At 71.0% G+C, this 19,827-nt stretch carries 17 protein-coding genes and 1 pseudogene; 4 read left to right on the top strand and 14 right to left on the bottom strand.

All coding sequences use genetic code 11. The features are described from left to right. Positions 1-63: 63 nt before the first annotated feature. From ACQ86L_RS20250 to ACQ86L_RS20240, 3 genes are read right to left on the bottom strand one after another with little or no spacing between them, the layout of a single operon-like run. Positions 64-552, bottom strand: coding sequence for a hypothetical protein (locus ACQ86L_RS20250; protein WP_434316990.1), 489 nt, complete (start codon positions 550-552; stop codon positions 64-66). Further along, on the bottom strand, positions 549-1,808 hold the full coding sequence (locus ACQ86L_RS20245; RefSeq protein WP_434316989.1) for an MraY family glycosyltransferase: 1,260 nt from the start codon (positions 1,806-1,808) through the stop codon (positions 549-551). The genes ACQ86L_RS20250 and ACQ86L_RS20245 overlap by 4 nt, the downstream gene beginning before the upstream one ends. Positions 1,809-1,812: 4 nt before the next feature. Next, positions 1,813-2,541 (bottom strand): L-threonylcarbamoyladenylate synthase, encoded by a 729-nt coding sequence (locus ACQ86L_RS20240; RefSeq protein ID WP_434316988.1) that lies wholly within the window; start codon positions 2,539-2,541, stop codon positions 1,813-1,815. Positions 2,542-2,615: 74 nt separating this feature from the next. Here ACQ86L_RS20240 and ACQ86L_RS20235 point away from each other — a divergent pair, with 74 nt between their 5' ends. Beyond that, positions 2,616-3,242, top strand: coding sequence for an HAD family hydrolase (locus tag ACQ86L_RS20235; protein ID WP_434318934.1), 627 nt, complete (start codon positions 2,616-2,618; stop codon positions 3,240-3,242). A 9-nt stretch (positions 3,243-3,251) separates the two neighbouring features. Here ACQ86L_RS20235 and ACQ86L_RS20230 read toward each other — a convergent pair whose 3' ends face one another. Together ACQ86L_RS20230 and ACQ86L_RS20225 are read right to left on the bottom strand one after the other, a co-directional pair. Continuing rightward, positions 3,252-3,986 carry an ABC transporter permease gene (locus ACQ86L_RS20230; protein ID WP_434316987.1) on the bottom strand — a complete coding sequence of 245 codons (735 nt, stop codon included), beginning with the start codon at positions 3,984-3,986 and terminating at the stop codon, positions 3,252-3,254. A gap of 70 nt (positions 3,987-4,056) precedes the next feature. Continuing rightward, the gene (locus ACQ86L_RS20225; protein ID WP_434316986.1) at positions 4,057-4,953 is read right to left on the bottom strand and encodes an ATP-binding cassette domain-containing protein; all 897 of its coding nucleotides are present in this window, start codon (positions 4,951-4,953) and stop codon (positions 4,057-4,059) included. A 118-nt stretch (positions 4,954-5,071) separates the two neighbouring features. Here ACQ86L_RS20225 and ACQ86L_RS20220 point away from each other — a divergent pair, with 118 nt between their 5' ends. Continuing rightward, the gene (locus ACQ86L_RS20220; RefSeq protein ID WP_434316985.1) at positions 5,072-5,989 is read left to right on the top strand and encodes a TetR/AcrR family transcriptional regulator; all 918 of its coding nucleotides are present in this window, start codon (positions 5,072-5,074) and stop codon (positions 5,987-5,989) included. A 63-nt stretch (positions 5,990-6,052) separates the two neighbouring features. Here ACQ86L_RS20220 and prmC read toward each other — a convergent pair whose 3' ends face one another. Continuing rightward, a complete protein-coding gene (prmC, locus tag ACQ86L_RS20215) occupies positions 6,053-6,925 on the bottom strand; it encodes a peptide chain release factor N(5)-glutamine methyltransferase (protein WP_434316984.1) in 873 nt (290 codons plus the stop codon). Between the two features lie 62 nt (positions 6,926-6,987). Here prmC and cysK point away from each other — a divergent pair, with 62 nt between their 5' ends. Further along, positions 6,988-7,926 (top strand): cysteine synthase A, encoded by a 939-nt coding sequence (cysK, locus tag ACQ86L_RS20210; protein WP_434316983.1) that lies wholly within the window; start codon positions 6,988-6,990, stop codon positions 7,924-7,926. Positions 7,927-7,930: 4 nt separating this feature from the next. Then, on the top strand, positions 7,931-8,500 hold the full coding sequence (gene epsC / locus ACQ86L_RS20205; RefSeq protein ID WP_434316982.1) for a serine O-acetyltransferase EpsC: 570 nt from the start codon (positions 7,931-7,933) through the stop codon (positions 8,498-8,500). Positions 8,501-8,580: 80 nt separating this feature from the next. Here epsC and prfA read toward each other — a convergent pair whose 3' ends face one another. The 8 genes and pseudogenes from prfA to argS form a co-directional block, all read right to left on the bottom strand. Further along, on the bottom strand, positions 8,581-9,657 hold the full coding sequence (gene prfA, locus ACQ86L_RS20200; RefSeq protein WP_434316981.1) for a peptide chain release factor 1: 1,077 nt from the start codon (positions 9,655-9,657) through the stop codon (positions 8,581-8,583). 87 nt (positions 9,658-9,744) lie between these two features. After that, positions 9,745-11,958: a transcription termination factor Rho gene (gene rho, locus ACQ86L_RS20195; RefSeq protein WP_434316980.1), complete on the bottom strand. Its 2,214-nt coding sequence runs from the start codon at positions 11,956-11,958 to the stop codon at positions 9,745-9,747. 260 nt (positions 11,959-12,218) lie between these two features. Next, positions 12,219-13,181, bottom strand: coding sequence for a homoserine kinase (thrB, locus tag ACQ86L_RS20190; RefSeq protein ID WP_434316979.1), 963 nt, complete (start codon positions 13,179-13,181; stop codon positions 12,219-12,221). After that, the gene (gene thrC, locus ACQ86L_RS20185; protein ID WP_434316978.1) at positions 13,178-14,299 is read right to left on the bottom strand and encodes a threonine synthase; all 1,122 of its coding nucleotides are present in this window, start codon (positions 14,297-14,299) and stop codon (positions 13,178-13,180) included. The genes thrB and thrC overlap by 4 nt, the downstream gene beginning before the upstream one ends. Then, positions 14,299-15,653 (bottom strand): annotated as a pseudogene (locus tag ACQ86L_RS20180) (homoserine dehydrogenase). The gene thrC and the pseudogene ACQ86L_RS20180 overlap by 1 nt, the downstream one beginning before the upstream one ends. Next, on the bottom strand, positions 15,650-17,065 hold the full coding sequence (lysA, locus tag ACQ86L_RS20175; protein WP_434316977.1) for a diaminopimelate decarboxylase: 1,416 nt from the start codon (positions 17,063-17,065) through the stop codon (positions 15,650-15,652). The pseudogene ACQ86L_RS20180 and the gene lysA overlap by 4 nt, the downstream one beginning before the upstream one ends. A gap of 136 nt (positions 17,066-17,201) precedes the next feature. Beyond that, positions 17,202-18,026, bottom strand: coding sequence for an LmeA family phospholipid-binding protein (locus tag ACQ86L_RS20170; RefSeq protein WP_434316976.1), 825 nt, complete (start codon positions 18,024-18,026; stop codon positions 17,202-17,204). Positions 18,027-18,030: 4 nt separating this feature from the next. Next, positions 18,031-19,734, bottom strand: coding sequence for an arginine--tRNA ligase (argS, locus tag ACQ86L_RS20165; protein ID WP_434316975.1), 1,704 nt, complete (start codon positions 19,732-19,734; stop codon positions 18,031-18,033). Positions 19,735-19,827: the final 93 nt, after the last annotated feature.

The following is a 19,827-nucleotide window of genomic DNA, read 5'->3' as shown; positions in this document are numbered from 1 at the left end:
GTCGGGTGGGGGATCACTGACAACTCTACAAGAGTTTTCAACCGGTAACGAATCGGATAAGGTTCAGCGTTTGTCCCCCGGCAGCCTGACGTCGCTGGCGTAGGGGATGCGGGATCGGAAGACGACGATCATGTCCACGACGAGGGACCCGATCACGCCCGCGATCAGGCTCAGGAACAGCACGACGGGGTTGATCCAGGGCTGGTCGCGCAGCAGCAGCGCCAGCACGATGAACAGCACGAACTTGACGATCCAGCCGCCCAGCACGATGCCGAAGAACAGCCCGACGAAGAGGTCCGAGCCGATGAACCGGTTGGCGATCAGGATGCTGAGCGCGGTGATGCTGAGGAACACGGCCGCCATGAGCGTGCCGATGAGCGCGCTGGTGACGCCGACCCAGCCGGCGAAGACGCCGCCGAGCACCATGCCGACGACGGCGATGCCTGCGGCGAGGATGAACCCGTACTTGAGGACGTCCTTCAGCACCGGCGTCGAGGTGGGCTGCTGCGCCGCGCGCTCGGCGTCGGGCGTCCCGTCCTGGTGGTCGGTCATCGGGTCTCCTTGCTGGTGGGGTCGTCGGTCTCGCCCGGCGGAATGGTGACGGGTATGCTCTCGCTCGCGATGTCGAGCGCGTCGTACTTCGCCGTCTCCTCGGCCTCCTTGCTCCCCGCGGGGGCGAGCTCGGCGACGGCCTCGTTGAGCTTGCGGCGGCTGAGCGGCGCGAGGGTGATCGCGGTGCAGATCACGAGGCCGATCGCGACGAAGACGATGGCCATCCAGTACGGGTCGAAGAAGAACAGCAGGCAGCCGATCGACAGCACGGCGGTCCACCCGTAGAAGATCAGCACGGCGTGCAGGTGGGAGTGGCCCATGTCGAGCAGCCGGTGGTGCAGGTGCTTGCGGTCGGCGCTGAACGGCGACTTGCCTGCGCGCAGGCGGCGCACGACGGCCAGGCCGAAGTCGAGCAGCGGGATGACGAGCACCGCGAACGGGATGGTGACCGGGATGAACGCGGGCACCAGCGACGACTTGCCGAGCGTCTGCAGCGCCTCGGGGTTGATCGTGCCGGTCACCGAGATGGCGGAGGTGGCCATCAGCAGGCCGATCAGCAGCGCTCCGGCGTCGCCCATGAACATCTTGGCCGGATGCCAGTTGAGCGGCAGGAAGCCCGCGCACGCGCCGACCAGGATGGCCGCGATCACGCCCGCGAGGCTGAAGTAGTTCTGCGGGCTGATGTCGCGCTGCAGCAGGTACGTGTACACGAGGAAGGTGCCGTTGGCGATCAGCGCGACCCCGGCGACGAGCCCGTCCAGGCCGTCGATGAAGTTGATCGCGTTCATCACCAGGACGATCGCGAACAGGGTGATCACGATGCTCATCACCGGCGAGCCGATGGTGAGGCCGCCGATCGGCAGCGAGTAGATCTGCACGCCCAGCCAGGCGACGATCCCGGCCGCGACGAACTGCCCGGCGAGCTTGGTCATCCAATCGAGGTCCCACAGGTCGTCGGCGACGCCCAGCACGACGATGAGGAGGGCCGCGCCCAGGATCGCGATGATGGGGCCGGCGTCCGAGAAGATCAGCGAGAGCACGCCGAATTGGCTGGACAGCAGCCACGAGACGCCGAACGCCACGAGGATCCCGAGGAACATCGCGACGCCGCCGAGCCGGGGCGTCGGCCGGGTGTGGACGTCGCGCTCCCGGATCTTCGGGTAGAGCTTGAAGCGCATCGCCACCCGGTAGACCACCAGGGACATCCCGAACGTGATGACGGCCGAGATGAGAGCGAGGGCGAGGAAGAGGGTCACGGGCTCAGGTGTCCGCGGCGGTGTCGGCGACCGCCTCGGCCTCGTCGGCCTCGTCTGCGAGCGCGTCGCCCACGACCGCGCGGAGCTGCTCGGCCGTGATGACGCCGTGCCGGAGGATGCGCAGCTTGCCCGCGCCGGCGGCGAGAGCGGTCGCGTCGACGATGGTGGAGGAGGAGTCCTTGCCCTCGACGCGCTCGTACGCGGTCCCCGCCACTCCCCCGTCGAGGTAGACGGACACGGACTCGCCGAGCATGGCCTCCGCCTCCGCGGCGGTGCGTGCGGCCGGCCGGCCGGTGAGGTTGGCGGACGAGACGGCCAGCGGACCGGTCTCGGACAGGATCTCCAGGGCGATCCGGTCCTGCGGCATGCGCAGCGCGACGGTGCCCTTGGTCTCGCCGAGATCCCAGACCAGGGAGGGCGTGGCGGGCAGGACGATGGTGAGGCCGCCCGGCCAGAACTCCTGCACGAGCGCGTCGACCTCGGCGGGGACGTGCTCCGCCAGCGCGGCGAGCGTGGGGATGCCGGGCACGAGCACCGGCGGCGGCGACTGCCGGCCGCGCCCTTTCGCGTCGAGCAGCCGCTGCACCGCGGCCGGGCTGAACGCGTCGGCGGCCACGCCGTAGACGGTGTCGGTGGGGATCACGACGAGCTCGCCGCGGCCGATGGCGCCTCGGGCGAGGCGCATGCCGGTGAGCAGTTCGGAGTCGACGGAGCAGTCGTAGATGGGAGCCATGACGGCACCCATGATAGTTGAGCCACTGCAAGGTTCCCTGCGACAGTGCCCCGCGCGGGACGATACTGGTGGCGATGGACGTCTACTTCTTCGACTGCGACAAGACCCTGTACGACTACGACTTCCACAAACGGCTCCCACGCCTCGCCGAGCTGAGCGGCGTGAGCCAGTACCGGCTCGCGTCGAGCTGGTGGGCCGGCGGCCACGAGCGCGCCGCCGAGATCGGCGAGTACGCGACGAGCGAGGAGTACCTCGCGGCGTTCGCGGAGGTGACGGGAGCGCACCTCACACTGGAGCAGTGGCAGGAGGCCAGGAAGGCCGCGATGACCCGGATCGACGGGTCGGTGGCGGCCCTCCGTGTCGCCGCGTCGCTCGGCACGGTCTCGCTGCTGTCGAACAACCCGATCCCGTTCAAGGACTCGCTTCCCGTCCTGATGCCGGAGGTGGCCGACATCCTCGGCAGCAACGACCTGGTCTCCGCGGTGCTAGGAGCCCGCAAGCCCGAGCGGCGCATCTACACCAGGGCGCTCGGCCGGTTCGGGGTGCGGCCGGAGGACGCCATCCTGTTCGACGACTCGCTCGCGAACGTCGAGGGCGCGCGTGAGGCGGGGATGCACGCCCACCACTTCACGCGCGCCGACGACGGGACGTTCGACACGGACGGGATGCTCACCGCGATCCGCGCGTTCGCGGCGCGGTGAGCGACACCTTCAGCGCCTCCCGGCCTTGCGGCGGAACAGCCACACCGCCCAGACGTACGCCCCGGCGATGATCACCGAGCACCACCCGAGCGCCCACCAGAGCTCGCTTCCCAGGTCCCGCCCGAACAGGAACGCGCGGATGGTCTCGATGATCGGCGTGATCGGCTGGTTCTGCGCGATCCACTGCAGCCAGGCCGGCATCGTGTCGGTGGGCACGAACGCGCTCGACAGGTACGGCAGGAACAGCAGCGCGAAGCCGTAGCCGCTGGCAGCAGTCGGGTTGGCCGCCGCGAGGCCGATCGCCGCGTACAGCCACGTGATGGCGAGGATGAAGAGCGCGACCATCCCGAGCGCGCCGAGCCATTCGAGCGGATTCGCGGTCGGGCGGAAGCCGACCGCGAGAGCGACGCCGATCACGACGCCGGTCGCGAGCAGGTTGCGCAGCAGGCTGGCGACGACGTGCCCGGTGACCACGCCGCCGGCCTGAAGCGGCATGGTGCGGAACCGGTCGACGATGCCGTTGCTCAGGTCCTCGGCGACGTCGACCGCGGTGCTGGAGGCCCCGAACCCGGCGCAGAGCAGGATGATGCCGGGCACGACGTAGTCGACGTACCCGCCCTCCTTGTCGAGCGCGCCGCCGAAGACGAAGGTGAAGAGCAGCATCAGCATCACCGGGAGGACGATCGCCATCGTCAGCGCCTCGACGTTGCGGAGGGAGTGCCGCACGCTGCGGCCGATGAACACCGCGGTGGCGGTGGCCCGGCCGACGCGGCGCGAGGGGCGGCGCCCGGCAGAGCGGGAGCGGCGAGAGCGGTCATCGGACGGCCTCCTTCTGGAGTTCGGTGCGGTTGCCGGTGAGCGCGAGGAACGCGTCGTCCAGGCTGGGCTTGCGGATCGAGATGGATGCGCCGGCGACGCCGAGGCGGTCGAGCACGTCGATCGCGTCCCGGAGGCCGTCGACGGTGCCGTCGGTGGGCAGTTCGCGGACGATCTCGTCGGCGGCGTCGCGCAGCTCCACGACCTCCCCGCCGACGCGCGCCTTGAGCTCGACGGCCGTGCCCTCGGCGACGATCGTGCCGTGGTCGAGGACGGCGATCCGGTCGGCCAGCTGGTCGGCCTCCTCCAGGTACTGGGTCGTGAGGAGGATGGTGACGCCGCCCGCCGCGAGGTCCCGGATGATCGCCCAGAGCGCCTGCCGGCTGCGGGTGTCGAGCCCGGTGGTCGGCTCGTCGAGGACGATGACCGGCGGCGTCGCGACGAGGCTGAGCGCCAGGTCGAGCCGGCGTCGCATGCCGCCGGAGTAGGTCTTCACGCGCTTGCGCGCGGCGTCCCGGAGGTCGAAGCCGTCGATCAGCTCGGCGGCGCGCTGCGCGGCCTCCGCCCGGCCGAAGCCGGAGAGCCGCGCCATCATCCGGAGGTTCTCCTCCGCCGTGAGGACTTCGTCCACCGCCGCGGACTGGCCGGTGAGGCTGATGGACTCCTTCACGCCCTCCGGGTCGGCGACGACGTCGTGGCCGCAGATCACCGCGCTCCCGCCGTCGGGCGCGACCAGGGTGCTGAGGATGTTGATGAACGTCGTCTTGCCCGCCCCGTTCGGGCCGAGCAGGGCGAACACGCTGCCGCGCTCGACGCGCAGGTCGACCCCGTCGAGGACGGTCTGCGCGCCGAAGGACTTGCGCAGTCCGGCGACCTCGATCGCTGGTGCTGTCATGATCCGATTCCTTTCGAGTTCTGTGTACGTTGCAAACTGTTTATGGCGCATACCATTTTGTTTAAGTGATACACAGTTCTAGGATGGGTGTCAACACTGAACCGGGAAGGCGTGCTCAATGGCGGACGAAGTCGAGGAGGCGCTCCCGCGCGCCGTCGCGCTGAGCTGGGGCGTCGCCGAGCGCCCGCAGCGCGGACCCAAGCGCGAGCTGAGCATCGAGCGCATCGTCGACACTGCGATCGGCGTCGCCGACCAGGAGGGCCTGTCCGCTGTCTCGATGAGCCGGATCGCGGCGGAGCTCGGCTTCACCACGATGTCCCTGTACCGCTATGTGACGAGCAAGGACGACGTTCTCGCGCTCATGCAGGACGCGGTGTGCGAAATCCCGATCCCCGCCGAGGACGACCGCGGGGCGGACTGGCGCGCCGGGCTGCGGCGCTGGTCGATGGCCACCATCGAGGTCATCCAGGCGCACCCGTGGTTCCCCGACATCCCGATCTCCGGCATCCCGCTGATGCCGAACAACCTCGCCGTGCTCGACTGGGGGCTGCGCGAGATGCGCGACCTGCCGCTGACCGACGCCGAGAAGATGTCGACGGCGCTGGTGCTGTCGTCGTACGCGCGCGCGGTCGGGGTCGTGGAGCGCGACGTGCGCCAGGCACGCGAGAAGGGCACGACGCCGCCGCAGAGCGGGGAGGCGTTCACGGCCGCGCTCGCGGAACTCGTCACGCCGGAGCGGTTCCCCGACCTCGCTCCCCTGGTCGCCTCCGGAGGGTACTCCGACGCCGAGGACGAGCAGGACGACTTCGCGTTCGGGCTGGAGCGCATCCTGGACGGGATCGAGCGCTACGTCACCGCCCGCGCCGCCGGCCGGCCCGTCGTGGCGTCCGAGCCGCGCCCCGAGCCGGTGCCGCGCGACAAGGCCGTCCGCGAGGCGACGAAAGCCCGCCGCGAAGCCGAGAAAGCCCTCCGCGAGGCCCGCAAGCGCGAGCGCGAGGCCACCGAGCGAGCGAGGGAGCGCGCCGAGCGCCGCTGACATTCGTGCCGAATGTCGCGATTCGCCGCGCGAAACAGCACATTCGGCACGAATCGGCGGGGCTTACTTGAGCGCGGTCGTCGCCCGGTCGCGGGTGGTGAGGTCGCGGTGCGTCGCCGCGGCGCGCCAGCCGTCGGCGGTCAGCAGCTCGCGGATCTGCGCACCCTGCAGCTCGCCGTGCTCCAGCACCAGCGTCCCGCCCGGGCGGAGCAGCCGCCGCGCGACGCCGGAGATGACGCGCACGACGTCCAGCCCGTCCGCGCCTCCGTAGAGCGCAGCGGACGGGTCGAAGAGCCGCACCTCCGGGTCGCGCGGGATCGCGTCGTCCGGCACGTACGGCGGGTTGGAGATGACGACGTCCACGGCGCCGTCCAGCTCGGGGAGGGCGTCGGCGAGGTCGCCGAGCACGGCCTGGAGGTTGGCCGCGCCGACCGACTCGACGTTGCGGCGCGTCCAGGCGAAGGCCTCCGGGGACTTCTCCACCGCGTAGACGCGGGCGTGCGGGACCTCCGTCGCCATCGCGAGGGCGATCGCGCCGCTGCCCGTCCCGAGGTCGACGCCGACCGGCTCAGCGGACGGTACCGCCCGGAGGGCGTCGATCGCGAACTGGACCACCTGCTCGGTCTCCGGCCGCGGCACGAACACGCCGGGGCCGACCGCGAGCTCCAGGGAGCGGAACGGCGCGACGCCGGTGATGTGCTGCAGCGGCTCGCGGGTGGCCCGGCGGGCGGCGAGCTCGCGGACCCGGCGGGCGTCGTCCGCGTCGATCGCGGCATCCATGACCACCAGCGCCTGCACCCGGCCGCGCCCCACGCCGAGCACGAATGCGACGAGGAGGTCGGTGTCCACCTCGGGGTCGGGCACCCCCGCCTGGGCGAGGACGGCGACCGTCTCGTCGCGGAGGGAGCGGACGGTGGAGGGCGCGGCGTCAGACATGGCCCGACGAGCTTACCGTCACAGGCCGCCATCGGGCCCCGGGGCGGAATAGAGTGGAGGCCATGCCAGCACAGGTCTACGAGAACATCACTGAAACCGTCGGACGCACTCCCCTCGTCAAGCTGAACAGGCTCGCCGCCGACACCGGTGCGACCGTGCTGGCGAAGCTCGAGTTCTTCAACCCGGCCGGGAGCGTGAAGGACCGGATCGGGGTCGCGATCATCGACGCCGCCGAGAAGTCCGGGGAACTGCGCCCGGGCGGCACGATCGTGGAGGGCACCAGCGGCAACACCGGCATCGCCCTGGCGATGGTCGGCGCGGCCCGCGGCTACAAGGTGATCCTGACCATGCCGGAGACCATGTCGAAGGAACGCCGCGTGCTGCTGCGCGCGTTCGGCGCTGAGATCGTCCTCACCCCCGGCCCCGACGGGATGCGCGGAGCGGTGGAGGCGGCGAAGCAGATCGTCGCCGAGAGTGACAACGCGATCTGGGCGCGCCAGTTCGCCAACGAGGCCAACCCGGCCATCCACCGCGCCACCACGGCTGAGGAGATCTGGGCGGACACGGACGGCGGCGTGGACATCTTCGTCGCGGGCGTCGGCACCGGGGGCACCATCACCGGTGTCGGGCAGGTGCTGAAGGAGCGCAAGCCGGGTGTGCAGGTGATCGCGGTCGAGCCGGCGGACTCCCCGATCCTGAACGGTGGCAAGCCCGGCCCGCACAAGATCCAGGGCATGGGAGCGAACTTCGTCCCGGAGATCCTGGACACGTCCGTGTACGACGAGGTCATCGACGTCTCGTTCGATGACTCGATCGCCGTGGCCAAGCGGCTGGCGTCCGAGGAGGGCATCCTCGCGGGCATCTCGTCCGGTGCGATCGTCTGGGCCGCCTTGGAGGTCGCCAAGCGACCGGAGAACGCGGGCAAGACCATCGTCGCGATCGTCTGCGACACGGGTGAGCGGTACATCTCGACGGCCCTGTGGGCCGACCTGCTGGACTGACGGCGTGGCCCTGTTCCGGGCGCGCGAGGACATCCGCAACGCGCGCACCCACGACCCCGCCGCGCGCGGGGGCGCCGAGGTGGCGCTGGTCTACTCCGGCCTCCACGCCGTCTGGTCGTACCGCGTCGCCCACCGGCTCTGGCGGGCCGGCTTCCGGATGCCCGCACGGATGCTCTCCCAGTTCACGCGCTTCCTGACCGGCATCGAGATCCACCCCGGCGCCCGCATCGGCCGCCGCTTCTTCATCGACCACGGGATGGGCGTCGTCATCGGAGAGACCACCTGGATCGGCGACGACGTGATGCTGTACCACGGCGTGACCCTCGGCGGACGCGGCAGCGGCCACGGCAAACGCCACCCGACCATCCACGACCACGTGACGGTCGGCGCCGGCGCCAAGGTGCTCGGCGCGATCGAGATCGGCACGCGGACCGTCATCGGCGCGAACGCCGTGGTCGTGCACGACGCACCCCCGGACTCGGTGCTGACGGGCGTGCCCGCGCGCGCCCGCCCGCGCTCCGGCCACGAGCAGATCGCCGGCGACGAGTGGCTGGACCCCGCCCTCTACATCTGACCCCAGCCATCTCTTCCGGAGTTATGCACGCCCAGCATCGGCGTGTCGCGTACACAACTCAGGAATCGATGGAGGCGGCGTCAGTCGGAGGCGAGGTCGGCTAGGCGGGATTCTTCATCGGCGAGGATGTTGGACTCGATGACGGGGTCGAGGGCGCCGTTCATGACCGAGTCGAGGTTGTACGCCTTGTAGCCGGTGCGGTGGTCGGCGATCCGGTTCTCCGGGAAGTTGTAGGTGCGGATGCGCTCGGAGCGGTCCATCGTGCGGATCTGGCCCTTGCGGAACTCGGCCGCCTCGGCGTCCGCCTCCTCCTGCTGCTTGGCGAGGAGCCGCGCCCGGAGCACGCGCATCGCGGCCTCCCGGTTCTGCAGCTGGCTCTTCTCGTTCTGCATCGACACCACGATGCCGGTCGGCACGTGGGTGATGCGCACCGCCGAGTCCGTCGTGTTGACCGACTGGCCGCCGGGGCCGGACGAGCGGAAGACGTCGATCTTGAGGTCGTTCTGGTTGATGTCGACCTCCTCGGGCTCGTCCACCTCCGGGAAGACCAGCACGCCGGCGGCGGAGGTGTGGATGCGGCCCTGCGACTCGGTCGCCGGCACGCGCTGCACGCGGTGCACGCCGCCCTCGTACTTGAGGTGCGCCCATACGCCCTCCGCCGGATCGCTCGACGAGCCCTTGAACGCGACCTGGACGTCCTTGATGCCGCCGAGGTCGCTGGAGGTCTGCTCGATGATCTCGGCCTTCCAGCGCTTCGAGTCCGCGTAGTGCAGGTACATGCGCAGGAGGTCGCCGGCGAACAGCGCGGACTCGGCCCCGCCCTCCCCCATCTTGATCTCCATGATGACGTCGCGGCTGTCGTTGGGGTCCCGCGGGATCAGCAGGCGGCGCAGCTTCTCGCCCGACTCCTCCAGGCTCTGCTCCAGGCCCGGGATCTCCTCCGCGAACGCCTCGTCCTCCGCGGCCAGCTCGCGCGCGGCCTCCAGGTCGTCGGAGAGCTGCTTCCACTGGTTGTACGAGGCGACGATGCGCGACAGCTCCGCGTAGCGGCGGTTCACCTTCTTGGAGCGCACAGGGTCGCTGTGCAGCTCGGGGTCGGAGAGCTGCTGCTGGAGGTCGTCGTGCTCGGCGATGAGGCCGGTGACCGACTCGAACATGCGTGACTTCTTTCTGGGGGCGCGGCTGGAAATGAGAAAGCGCCCGCCCGCCGCGCACAGTGGCGCGGCGGACGGGCACTTCGTCAGCTAGCGGTGGTCGTTCTCGTGGCCGTGCGAGTGCGCGTTGCCGTGGCCGTTGGTCGGCGCGGGCATCGACTTCTGCACCTGCATGAGGAACTCGACGTTGCTCGAGGTCTCCTTGAGGCGGCCGAGCACGATCTCCAGGGCCTGCTGCTGGTCGACGCCGGCGAGGGCGCGACGCAGCTTCCAGGTTATCTTGACCTCGTCCTGGCCCATCAGCATCTCCTCGCGGCGGGTGCCGGAGGCGTTGACGTCGACGGCCGGGAAGATGCGCTTGTCCGCGAGCTGGCGGGACAGGCGGAGCTCCATGTTGCCGGTGCCCTTGAACTCCTCGAAGATCACCTCGTCCATCTTGGAGCCGGTCTCGACCAGCGCCGAGGCGAGGATGGTCAGCGAGCCGCCGTGCTCGATGTTGCGCGCGGCGCCGAAGAAGCGCTTCGGCGGGTACAGCGCGGAGGCGTCGACACCGCCCGACAGGATGCGACCGGAGGCCGGGGCCGTGAGGTTGTACGCGCGGCCGAGGCGGGTGATCGAGTCGAGCAGCACGACCACGTCGTGGCCGAGCTCGACCAGGCGCTTGGCGCGCTCGATCGCGAGCTCCGCGACGGTGGTGTGGTCCTCGGCGGGACGGTCGAAGGTGGAGGCGATGACCTCGCCCTTCACCGTGCGCTGCATGTCGGTAACCTCTTCGGGACGCTCGTCCACCAGCACGACCATGAGGTGCACCTCGGGGTTGTTGGTGGTGATCGCGTTGGCGATCTGCTGCATCACGATGGTCTTGCCGGCCTTCGGGGGCGCGACAATGAGGCCGCGCTGGCCCTTGCCGATCGGGGCGACCAGGTCGATGATCCGCTGGGTGACCTTGCCGGGCTCGGTCTCCAGGCGCAGGCGCTCCTGCGGGTACAGCGGGGTGAGCTTGCCGAACTCGACGCGGGTCGCGGCCTCCTCGACGGTCTGGCCGTTGATCGAGTCGACCTTCACCAGCGCGTTGTACTTCTGGCGGCTGTTGTTCTCGCCGTCGCGCGGCTGGCGGATGGCGCCGACCACGGCGTCGCCCTTGCGGAGGTTGTACTTCTTGACCTGGCCGAGCGAGACGTAGACGTCGCTGGCGCCGGGGAGGTAGCCCGTGGTGCGGACGAACGCGTAGTTGTCCAGCACGTCGAGGATGCCCGCGACGGGGATCAGCACGTCGTCGTCGGCGATCTCGGGCTCGAGCTCGTCGCCGCCCACGCCGCCGCGGCGCTTGCGGTTGCGGTCGCGGTAGCGGGAGGCGCGGTCGCCCTCGGCCTGCTGCTGCTCCTGCGGGCCGCGGTTCTGCTGGCCGCGCTGCTGGCCGTCGCCCTGGAGGTCCTTCGGCTGGTTCTGCTGACCCTGCTGGCCGCCCTGCTGATTCTGCTGAGCGCCCTGCTGACCCTGGTCGCCGTTCTGGGCGTTGCCCTTGTTGCGGTTGCGGTTGCGGCGGCTGCGGCCGGAGGGCTGCTGCTCGCCGCCCTGCTCGGCGGCGTCCTGCTGCTCGCCGCCCTGGTCGCCACGGTTCTGGTCGCCACGGTTCTGGTCGCCACGGGCCTGCTCGGTCTGCGTCGTCGTCTCGGGCGACTGCTCGTCGGCCTCCTGGCCCTGGCCGTTCTGCTGGCCCTGGCCGTTCTGGCCGCGGCCACGGCGACGGCGTCCGCCGCCCTGGCCGTCGCGCTGCGCCTGCTCGCGGGAAGCGAGCGCGGAGTCGAGCAGAGCGTCGACATCCGGGATGAGCGACCCGACACCGGTCTCGCCGGTGTTGACGTGGGTGCCGGCGCCGACGCTGGTCGACGGGGCGATGCCCGTGCCGTCCGGGCTGGAGACCCGGCGCGAGCCGCGGCGACGCGGCTCGGCGACGACCTCGGCGAGGAGGGCGTCGCCCGCGAAGGGCTCGTCGGCCACAGGCTCGGCGATGAGCGGCTCGATGAGCACCTGGGAGGCCGCGGTCGCGTGGTCCGCCTGCTGCTCGGTCTCGGCCGCGGCCGTCTCGATGGAGACGGGCTCAGCCGCTTCCGGCTCGGCGGGCGCCTCGGTTCCGGCGGCCGCGGCGCGAGCCGCCGCGATCGCCTCGACCAGCTCGCCCTTGCGGAGCCGGGTCGCGCCCTGGAGGCCGAGCTCGGCGGCGAGAGCCTGAAGCTCCGCCACCTTGAGCGAGGTCAGGTCGCTGGTGTCCACGCCCCCGGCGTGGAGTTCGACATCAGTCACTGAAGAGGATTCCTTTCCCCCGGCGCGCACTCTGCGCGCCGCTGTGGAGCACTCGTCACGTGAGCCTGCCTTACCGTGCTGCGTTCGGATCCGCGCTACGGTGCGCTCTGGATCTCCGGATGCTCCGGAGAACCGAAAAGCGCAGGCAGGAGTGACGGCATGATTGCTAAGAGATCACCCGGAAGCTGGATTCGCTCGTGACGCGGGTTCTTCACGGGTGCACTCGGTAGTTTACCACCTCGCGACAGGCGCTTCTGACGCTACGCCGCCGGTGTGTCCGCGTCCTCGGCGGCCACCGCGGTGACCGTCGCCCCCTTGAAATCGACCGCGAGCATCAGCGGCTGCCAGGCCGTCTGCGCCTCGCGGGCGACGAGCTCCGCCGCGGCGAGCCGCTGGCTCGGGTCGCTGCAGAGCACCAGGATGGACGGTCCCGCGCCCGAGACCACGGCCGCGAAGCCCTTGGACCGCAGCAGCGTGATCAGCCGGTCGGTCTCCGGCATCGCCGAGGCGCGGTAGCTCTGGTGGAGCTTGTCCTCGGTCGCGGCGTGCAGCAGCTCGGGGCTCTGGATGAGCGCGGCGACCAGCAGGGCCGAGCGCGAGACGTTGAAGACGGCGTCCTCGTGGGGCACCGACTGCGGCTGGAGGCTGCGGGCGAGCGCCGTCGACATGACGTGCTCCGGGACGAGCACCAGCGGCGAGACGCCGCGGTGCACGATCAGCTTCTTGAAGCGCGGACCGTCCGGGGTGACCCAGGCGATCGTGAGGCCGCCGAAGAGCGCGGGCGCGACGTTGTCGGGGTGGCCCTCCATGTCGTTCGCGAGCGCGAGCAGCGCCTGGGCGTCGAACTCGACCACGCCCTCCAGCAAGCCCTTGGCGGCCATGATGCCGGAGACGATCGCCGCTCCGGACGAGCCGAGGCCGCGGCCGTGCGGGATGCTGTTGCGCGCGAGGAGGTTCAGCCCGGGCAGCGCGACGCCGACCGACTCGAAGGTGTGGGCGATCGCACGCACGACCAGGTTGCTCTCGTCGGTCGGGACCTCCCCCGCTCCCACGCCGACGACCTCCACGGTCGCGCCGGGCTCGTCCCGCACGCTGACGCGCAGCTCGTCGTAGAGGGCGAGCGCGAGCCCGAGCGTGTCGAAACCGGGACCGAGGTTGGCGCTCGTCGCCGGGACCTTGACTGCGACCGTCCGCCCGCTCAGGTCGGCGGCGCGCAGGGTCATGCGGACGCCCCGGCGGACGGGACCAGGCCGAGCACGTCGGCGATGGCGTTCGTGTCGACAGGCACGATCGTGGGCTGCACGTCCGAGCCGTCGGCCGTGCGGAGGGCCCACTGCGGGTCCTTCAGGCCGTGGCCGGTGACGGTCAGCACGACGGTCGCGCCGGCCGGGATGACGCCGGCGGCCGAGCGCTCCAGGAGGCCGGCGACGCTGATCGCGCTCGCGGGCTCCACGAAGATGCCGACCTCGGCCGAGAGGATGCGGTGCGCCTCCAGGATGCCGGCGTCGTCGATCGCGCCGAAGTAGCCCTCGCTGTCGTCGCGCGCGTTGAGCGCGAGCTCCCACGACGCCGGGTTGCCGATGCGGATGGCGGTGGCGATGGTGTCGGGCTCCTTGACGGCGTGGCCGAGCACGATCGGGGCGCTGCCCGCGGCCTGGAAGCCGAACATGCGCGGCAGCTTGGTGGCTTCGCCGCGCTGCAGCTCCTCGGTGTAGCCGCGGTGGTAGGCGGTGTAGTTGCCGGCGTTGCCGACCGGGACGATGTGGAAGTCCGGGGCGTCGCCCAGGACCTCGACGACCTCGAACGCGGCGGTCTTCTGGCCCTCGATGCGGTCGGGGTTCACCGAGTTGACCAGGTGCACCGGGTAGTTGGTGGCCAGGTCGCGGGCGATGTCGAGACAGTCGTCGAAGTTGCCCTGCACCTGGAGCAGCTGCGCGTTGTGCGCGATCGCCTGGCTGAGCTTGCCCATCGCGATCTTGCCCTCGGGCACCAGCACGACGGCCTGGATGCCGGCGTGCGTCGCGTACGCCGCGGCCGAGGCGGAGGTGTTGCCGGTGGAGGCGCAGATGACGGCCTTGGCGCCGTGCTCGACGGCCTTGGAGATGGCCATCGTCATGCCGCGGTCCTTGAAGGAGCCGGTCGGGTTCATGCCCTCGAACTTCACGAAGACATTCGCACCCGTGCGTGCGGAGAGCGCCGGGGCGGGGAGCAGCGGCGTGCCGCCCTCGCCGAGCGTCACGATCGGAGTCGCCTCGGAGATGTTCAGGCGGTCCGCGTACTCGCGGAGCACGCCGCGCCACTGCCGGCTGTACGACTTCGGCCCATTCGACGACTGGGGCATTACGATCCTTCGACTCGGAGAACGGAAGAGACGGCGGTCACCACGTCGCTCGCGGCGAGCGCCTCCACGGTGGCCGCCAACGCGGCCTCCTCGGCTTCGTGGGTGCCGATCACCAGGGTAGCGGTGGGTGCGCCCGCGCCGTGAATCGGAGCGTTACCGGGTATTACGACGGAGCTGGTAGTGCTCGGCACGGACTGCTGCACCGTCTCCACGCTCACGCCGCCGTCGCTCAGGATGCGGGCGACCGTCGCGAGCACGCCCGGCTGGTCCTCCACCGACAGGGTGATCTGGTAGCGGGTCACGACGCGGCCGACGTCGAGCACCGGCAGGCCCGCGTGCGTCGACTCGGCGACGCCGGGGCCGCCGACGACGTGCCGGCGGGCGGCGGACACCACGTCGCCGAGCACGGCGGAGGCCGTCTCCACGCCGCCGGCGCCCGCGCCGTAGAACATGAGGTCGCCCGCGGCCTCGGCCTGGACGAAGACCGCGTTGTGCGCGCCGCGCACGGCGGCGAGCGGGTGCTCGCGGCTGATCAGGGCCGGGTAGACGCGTGCGGACACGCCCTCCTCGCCGGTCTCCGGGTCGACCAGCCGCTCGCAGATCGCCAGCAGCTTGATCACCCAGCCGCCCGCCCGGGCCGCCTCGACCTGCTCCCGGGTGACCGCGGTGATGCCCTCGCGGTAGACCTGCTCCAGCGGCACGGTGGTGTGGAACGCGAGGCTGGCGAGGATCGCGGCCTTCTGCGCGGCGTCGTAGCCGCCGATGTCCGCGGTCGGGTCGGCCTCCGCGTAGCCGCGCTCGGTGGCGGTGGCGAGCGCGTCGGCGAGGGTCTCCCCGTCGCGTCCATCCGGTCGAGGATGAAGTTGGTGGTGCCGTTGACGATGCCGAGGATGCGCGACACGGTGTCGCCGGCGAGGCTGTCGCGCAGCGGCCGGATGATCGGGATGGCGCCCGCGACGGCCGCCTCGTAGTAGAGCTGGGCGCCGACCTGCTCCGCGGCCTCGAACAGCTCGGGGCCGTGGGTGGCGAGCAGGGCCTTGTTGGCCGTGATGACGTCGGCGCCGGAGTTCAGCGCCTCGAGCACGTAGCCGCGCGCCGGCTCGACGCCGCCCATCAGCTCCACGACGATGTCCGCGCCGAGGATGAGCGAGGTGGCGTCGGTGGTGAACAGCTCCTTCGGGAGGTCGACGTCGCGCGGCGCGTCCACGTCGCGCACGGCGATGCCGACGAGCTCCAGCCGTGCGCCGACGCGCGAGGCGAACTCGTCGCCCTGCTCCAGCAGCAGCCGCGCCACCTGGGAGCCGACGGAGCCGGCGCCCAGCAGCGCGACCCGGAGGTTGCGGTATTCGATCATCGGCGGGTGCTCCCGTCTTCGTACGCGGCGTCGCGTGCCAGCAGGTCCGCCTCGGTCTCGCCGCGCACGATGACGCGGGCCGCGCCGTCCTTCACGGCGACGACGGCCGGGCGGCCGAGGTAGTTGTAGTTGCTGGCCAGCGACCAGCAGTAGGCGCCCGTCGCGGGCACGGCGAGGAGGTCGCCGGGGGCGACGTCGCCCGGCAGGTACTCGGCGTCCACCACGATGTCGCCGCTCTCGCAGTGCTTGCCGGCCACGCGTACGAGCGCGGGCGCGGCGGAGGACTCGCGGCCGGCGATCCTGGCCGAGTAGTCGGCGCCGTAGAGCGCGGGGCGGGCGTTGTCGCTCATCCCGCCGTCCACGCTCACGTAGCGGCGGACGGCGGTCTCGCCGTCGTCCTGGGCCGCGACGGTGACGTTCTTCGTGGTGCCGACCGTGTAGAGCGTGAGGCCTGCGGTCCCGATGATCGAACGGCCGGGCTCGAACGCGACGGCGGGGATCGGGATGCCCAGCTCCTCGCATCCGGCGGCCACAGTCTCCGCGATGCTGCGGGCGAGGGTGTCGATCGGCGCCGGGTCGTCCACCGCGGTGTACGCGATCCCGAAGCCCCCGCCGAGGTTCAGCTCGGGAACGTCGCCGCCGGCGAGCAGCTCCTTGTGAACGCCGAGCAGGCGGGCTGCGGACTCCGCGAAGCCATCGGCCCCGAAGATCTGCGAGCCGATGTGGCAGTGCAGGCCGAGGAAGGCCAGCCCGGCGTGCGAGCGGATGCGCGCGACGGCGTCCGCGGCGTCGGCCAGGGCGATGCCGAACTTCTGGTCCTCGTGCGCGGTGGCCAGGAAGGCGTGCGTGTGCGCGTGCACCCCGCTGTTCACCCGCAGCCGGACGCGCTGGACGACGCCGTGCCGTTCCGCGGCCTCCGCGACGCGCTCGATCTCCTGGAGGCTGTCGATGATGATCGCGCCGACGCCCTCCGCCACGGCGCGGTCGATCTCGGCGAGCGACTTGTTGTTGCCGTGGAATCCCAGCCGCTCGGCCGGGACGCCCGCGGCGAGGGCGACCGCCAGCTCGCCTCCCGAGCAGACGTCGATGTTGAGCCCGGCCTCCGTCATCCAGCGCGCGACCTCGATGGAGAGGAACGCCTTGCCCGCGTAGTAGACCCGGGCGGCGGAGTCGACCTCGGCGAACGCGCGCTGCAACGCAGAGCGGACCTCGACGGCGCGCTCACGAGCCTCGGCCTCGTCGACGACGTAGAGCGGCGTGCCGAAGCGCTCGGCGAGGTCGGCGACGGGGACGCCGCCGACGACGATCGCGCCCTCCTCGCGGTGGACGGTGCGCGACCAGAGACCGGGTACCAGCGCGTTCGCGTCGGCCGGCTCCCTCAGCCACGGAGGGGCGAGCGGATTCGATGCCATGGGGACAACCTCACGAGTACGGGAATCACGAGTGGGGTTCTCTCTGGCGAGCGGACCCGGATTGGCCCCTGAAGCCGGTGGAGAAGCTGAAAGCAGTCTATCGACGCGGCGCAGGCCGCTTCGCCGTGTTACGCGGCTAGGAGCAGCTGCCCTTGCTGTGCAGGAACTTCTCGTCCATCACGAAGTTCGAGGCGGTCAGCGTGACCGTCGCCCGATTGGGCGTCACGTGGATGTCGCTCACCTGCACGCCGTCCGGGAGGTACTGCGCGGCGCACAGCGGGAACGGGCCGCTGGCCGTCAGCGCCTGGATCAGCTTGGTGATGCTCACGTTGCCCGACCCGGCGGAGACGCTGGCCTTGCCCGGGGTGAGCAGGACAGTGGTCCCGTTCGCCTTGGCGGTGGCGCTCACCGTGTAGTCGACCGGGAGGCCGAGCAGGTCGATGCTCCCGTCGTAGCCGAGAACGCCGTCGCCGAGCGTGATGTCACCCTTCGCGCCGGGGATGGTGACGAGCTTGTTGAGCGAGTCCTGCGAGATGGTCAGCGTGCCCGTGGCCGACTGGATCGGCTTGCTCAGGTCGGCCGGCACCCCGGTGGCGTGGATGGCTGCGCTCAGCGGGGCGCCGTTGACGGTCGCGTGCGGCGCCGCCAGGTCCACGTCCGAGAAGCTGCCCTCCAGGAACTGCGCGAGCACGGAGAAGCCGCCGATGTGCACGGTGACGTCGGCCTTCACCGAGGACGGGAGGTTCTTCTCGATCTCGGCCGCGACCCGCTGCTCCGCGACCGCGCGTGTCACCGCGTCGGCGACCACCAGCAGGAGGACGACGACCACGACCGGGATCACGATCCACAGCAGGGTCTTCAACCAGCGCGGACGGCCCCGGCGCTCGGGCGCGGCCGGACCTCCCGCCGGCGGCTGCGCGCCCGACAGGACCTCGGTGGACTGATCGCGCTGATCGCTCATGCCGTCACATCCGCTCCGGAGCGGACACCCCCACCAGCGCCAGGCCGTTGCGGACGACCTGGCCGGTCGCGTCGTTCAGCCACAGGCGGGTGCGGTGCGCGTCGGTGACCGGCTCGTCGCCGTGCGGGAGCACGCGGGTCGAGCCGTCGCGCACGGCGTACCAGGCGTGGTACAGCCCGGCGAGCTCCTCGACGTAGCGCGCGACGCGGTGCGGCTCGCGCAGCTCCGCCGCCTGGGCGACGACGCGCGGGAACTCCTGGAGGCCGCCGAGCAGGGCGCTCTCGGTCTCGTGGGTGAGCAGCTCCGGCTTGAAGACGCTGCGGTCCACGCCCGTCTTTGCTGCGTTCGCCGCCACCGAGGCGGTGCGGGCGTGCGCGTACTGCACGTAGTAGACGGGGTTCTCGTTGCTGCGCTTGGTCAGCAGGTCGAGGTCGATGTCGAGCTGCGAGTCGGTGGACGAGCGCACCAGCGAGTAGCGCGCGGCGTCCACGCCGACGACGTCGACCAGGTCGTCGAGCGTGACGATGGTGCCCGCCCGCTTGGACATCTTGACCGGCTCGCCGTCCTTGACCAGGTTGACCATCTGGCCGATCAGGATCTGGAGGTTGACGTGCGGCTCGTCGCCGAAGGCCTCCACCATCGCCATCAGCCGGCCGATGTAGCCGTGGTGGTCGGCGCCCAGCATGATGATGTTCTGCTCGAAGCCGCGCTCGCGCTTGTCGAGGTAGTAGCCGAGGTCGCCGGAGATGTAGGCGGGCTCGCCGTTCGAGCGCACGATGACGCGGTCGCGGTCGTCGCCGAAGGTCGTGGTGCGCAGCCAGATCGCGCCGTCCGCCTCGAAGATGTGGCCGAGCTCGTCCAGGCGCTCGATCGCACGCTCGACGGCGCCCGACTCGTGCAGCGAGTCCTCGTGGAAGTACACGTCGAAGTCGACGCCGAACGCGTGCAGCCGGTCTTTGATCTCCTGGAACATCAGCTCGGTGCCGAGGCTGCGGAAGACCTCCTGCTGCTGCTCGCGGGGCAGGGCGGCCAGGTCGCCGACCTCCGGGTCGGCGGCGGCACGGGTCGCGACCTCGGCCGCGATCTCGCCGATGTAGGCGCCGCCGTAGCCGTCCTCCGGCGTGGCCTCGCCGAGGTAGGCGGCGAGCAGGCTGCGCGCGAAGCGGTCGATCTGCGAGCCGTGGTCGTTGAAGTAGTACTCGCGCGTCACGTCGGCGCCCTCGGCCTGCAGGATGCGGGCGAGGCTGTCGCCGACGGCCGCCCAGCGCGCGCCGCCCAGGTGGATCGGGCCGGTCGGGTTCGCGGAGACGAACTCCAGGTTCACCAGGAGGCCGTCGTAGAGGTCGCCGCGGCCGTACGCCTCGCCGGCCTCCAGGATGGTCTGCGCGAGCTTGCCCGCGGCCGCGGCCTCCAGGCGGAAGTTGATGAAGCCCGGGCCGGCGACCTCGGCCGAGGAGACGCCTTCGATGCCGGCGGCGCCCTCGGCGATCTCGCCCGCGAGCTCGCGCGGGTTGGCGCCGAGCCGCTTGGCGAGCCGCATCGCGACGTTGGACGACCAGTCGCCGTGCTCGCGGTTCTTCGGGCGCTCCAGCGGGATGTCCTCCGCTGTGATGGTGAGCTCGGGGATGCTCTCGTCGGCCTCGCGTCGTCGGCTCACCACGGTCGTCACGATGGCGAGCAGGGCGGCGGAGAGGTCAGCGGGAGTCATGAAGAACCAGTCTAATGGCGCTTCCAAGGCAACCCGTTCCCGCTCTTGATAGGGTGCGATGCGACACGCACCGGGACGACACGGAAGACGCAC

Origin of the sequence: Leifsonia sp. P73, from assembly GCF_051059105.1 — a bacterium.
In the GTDB taxonomy this organism is placed as follows: domain Bacteria; phylum Actinomycetota; class Actinomycetes; order Actinomycetales; family Microbacteriaceae; genus Leifsonia.
This window is presented reverse-complemented; position numbering and strand designations above follow the sequence as displayed.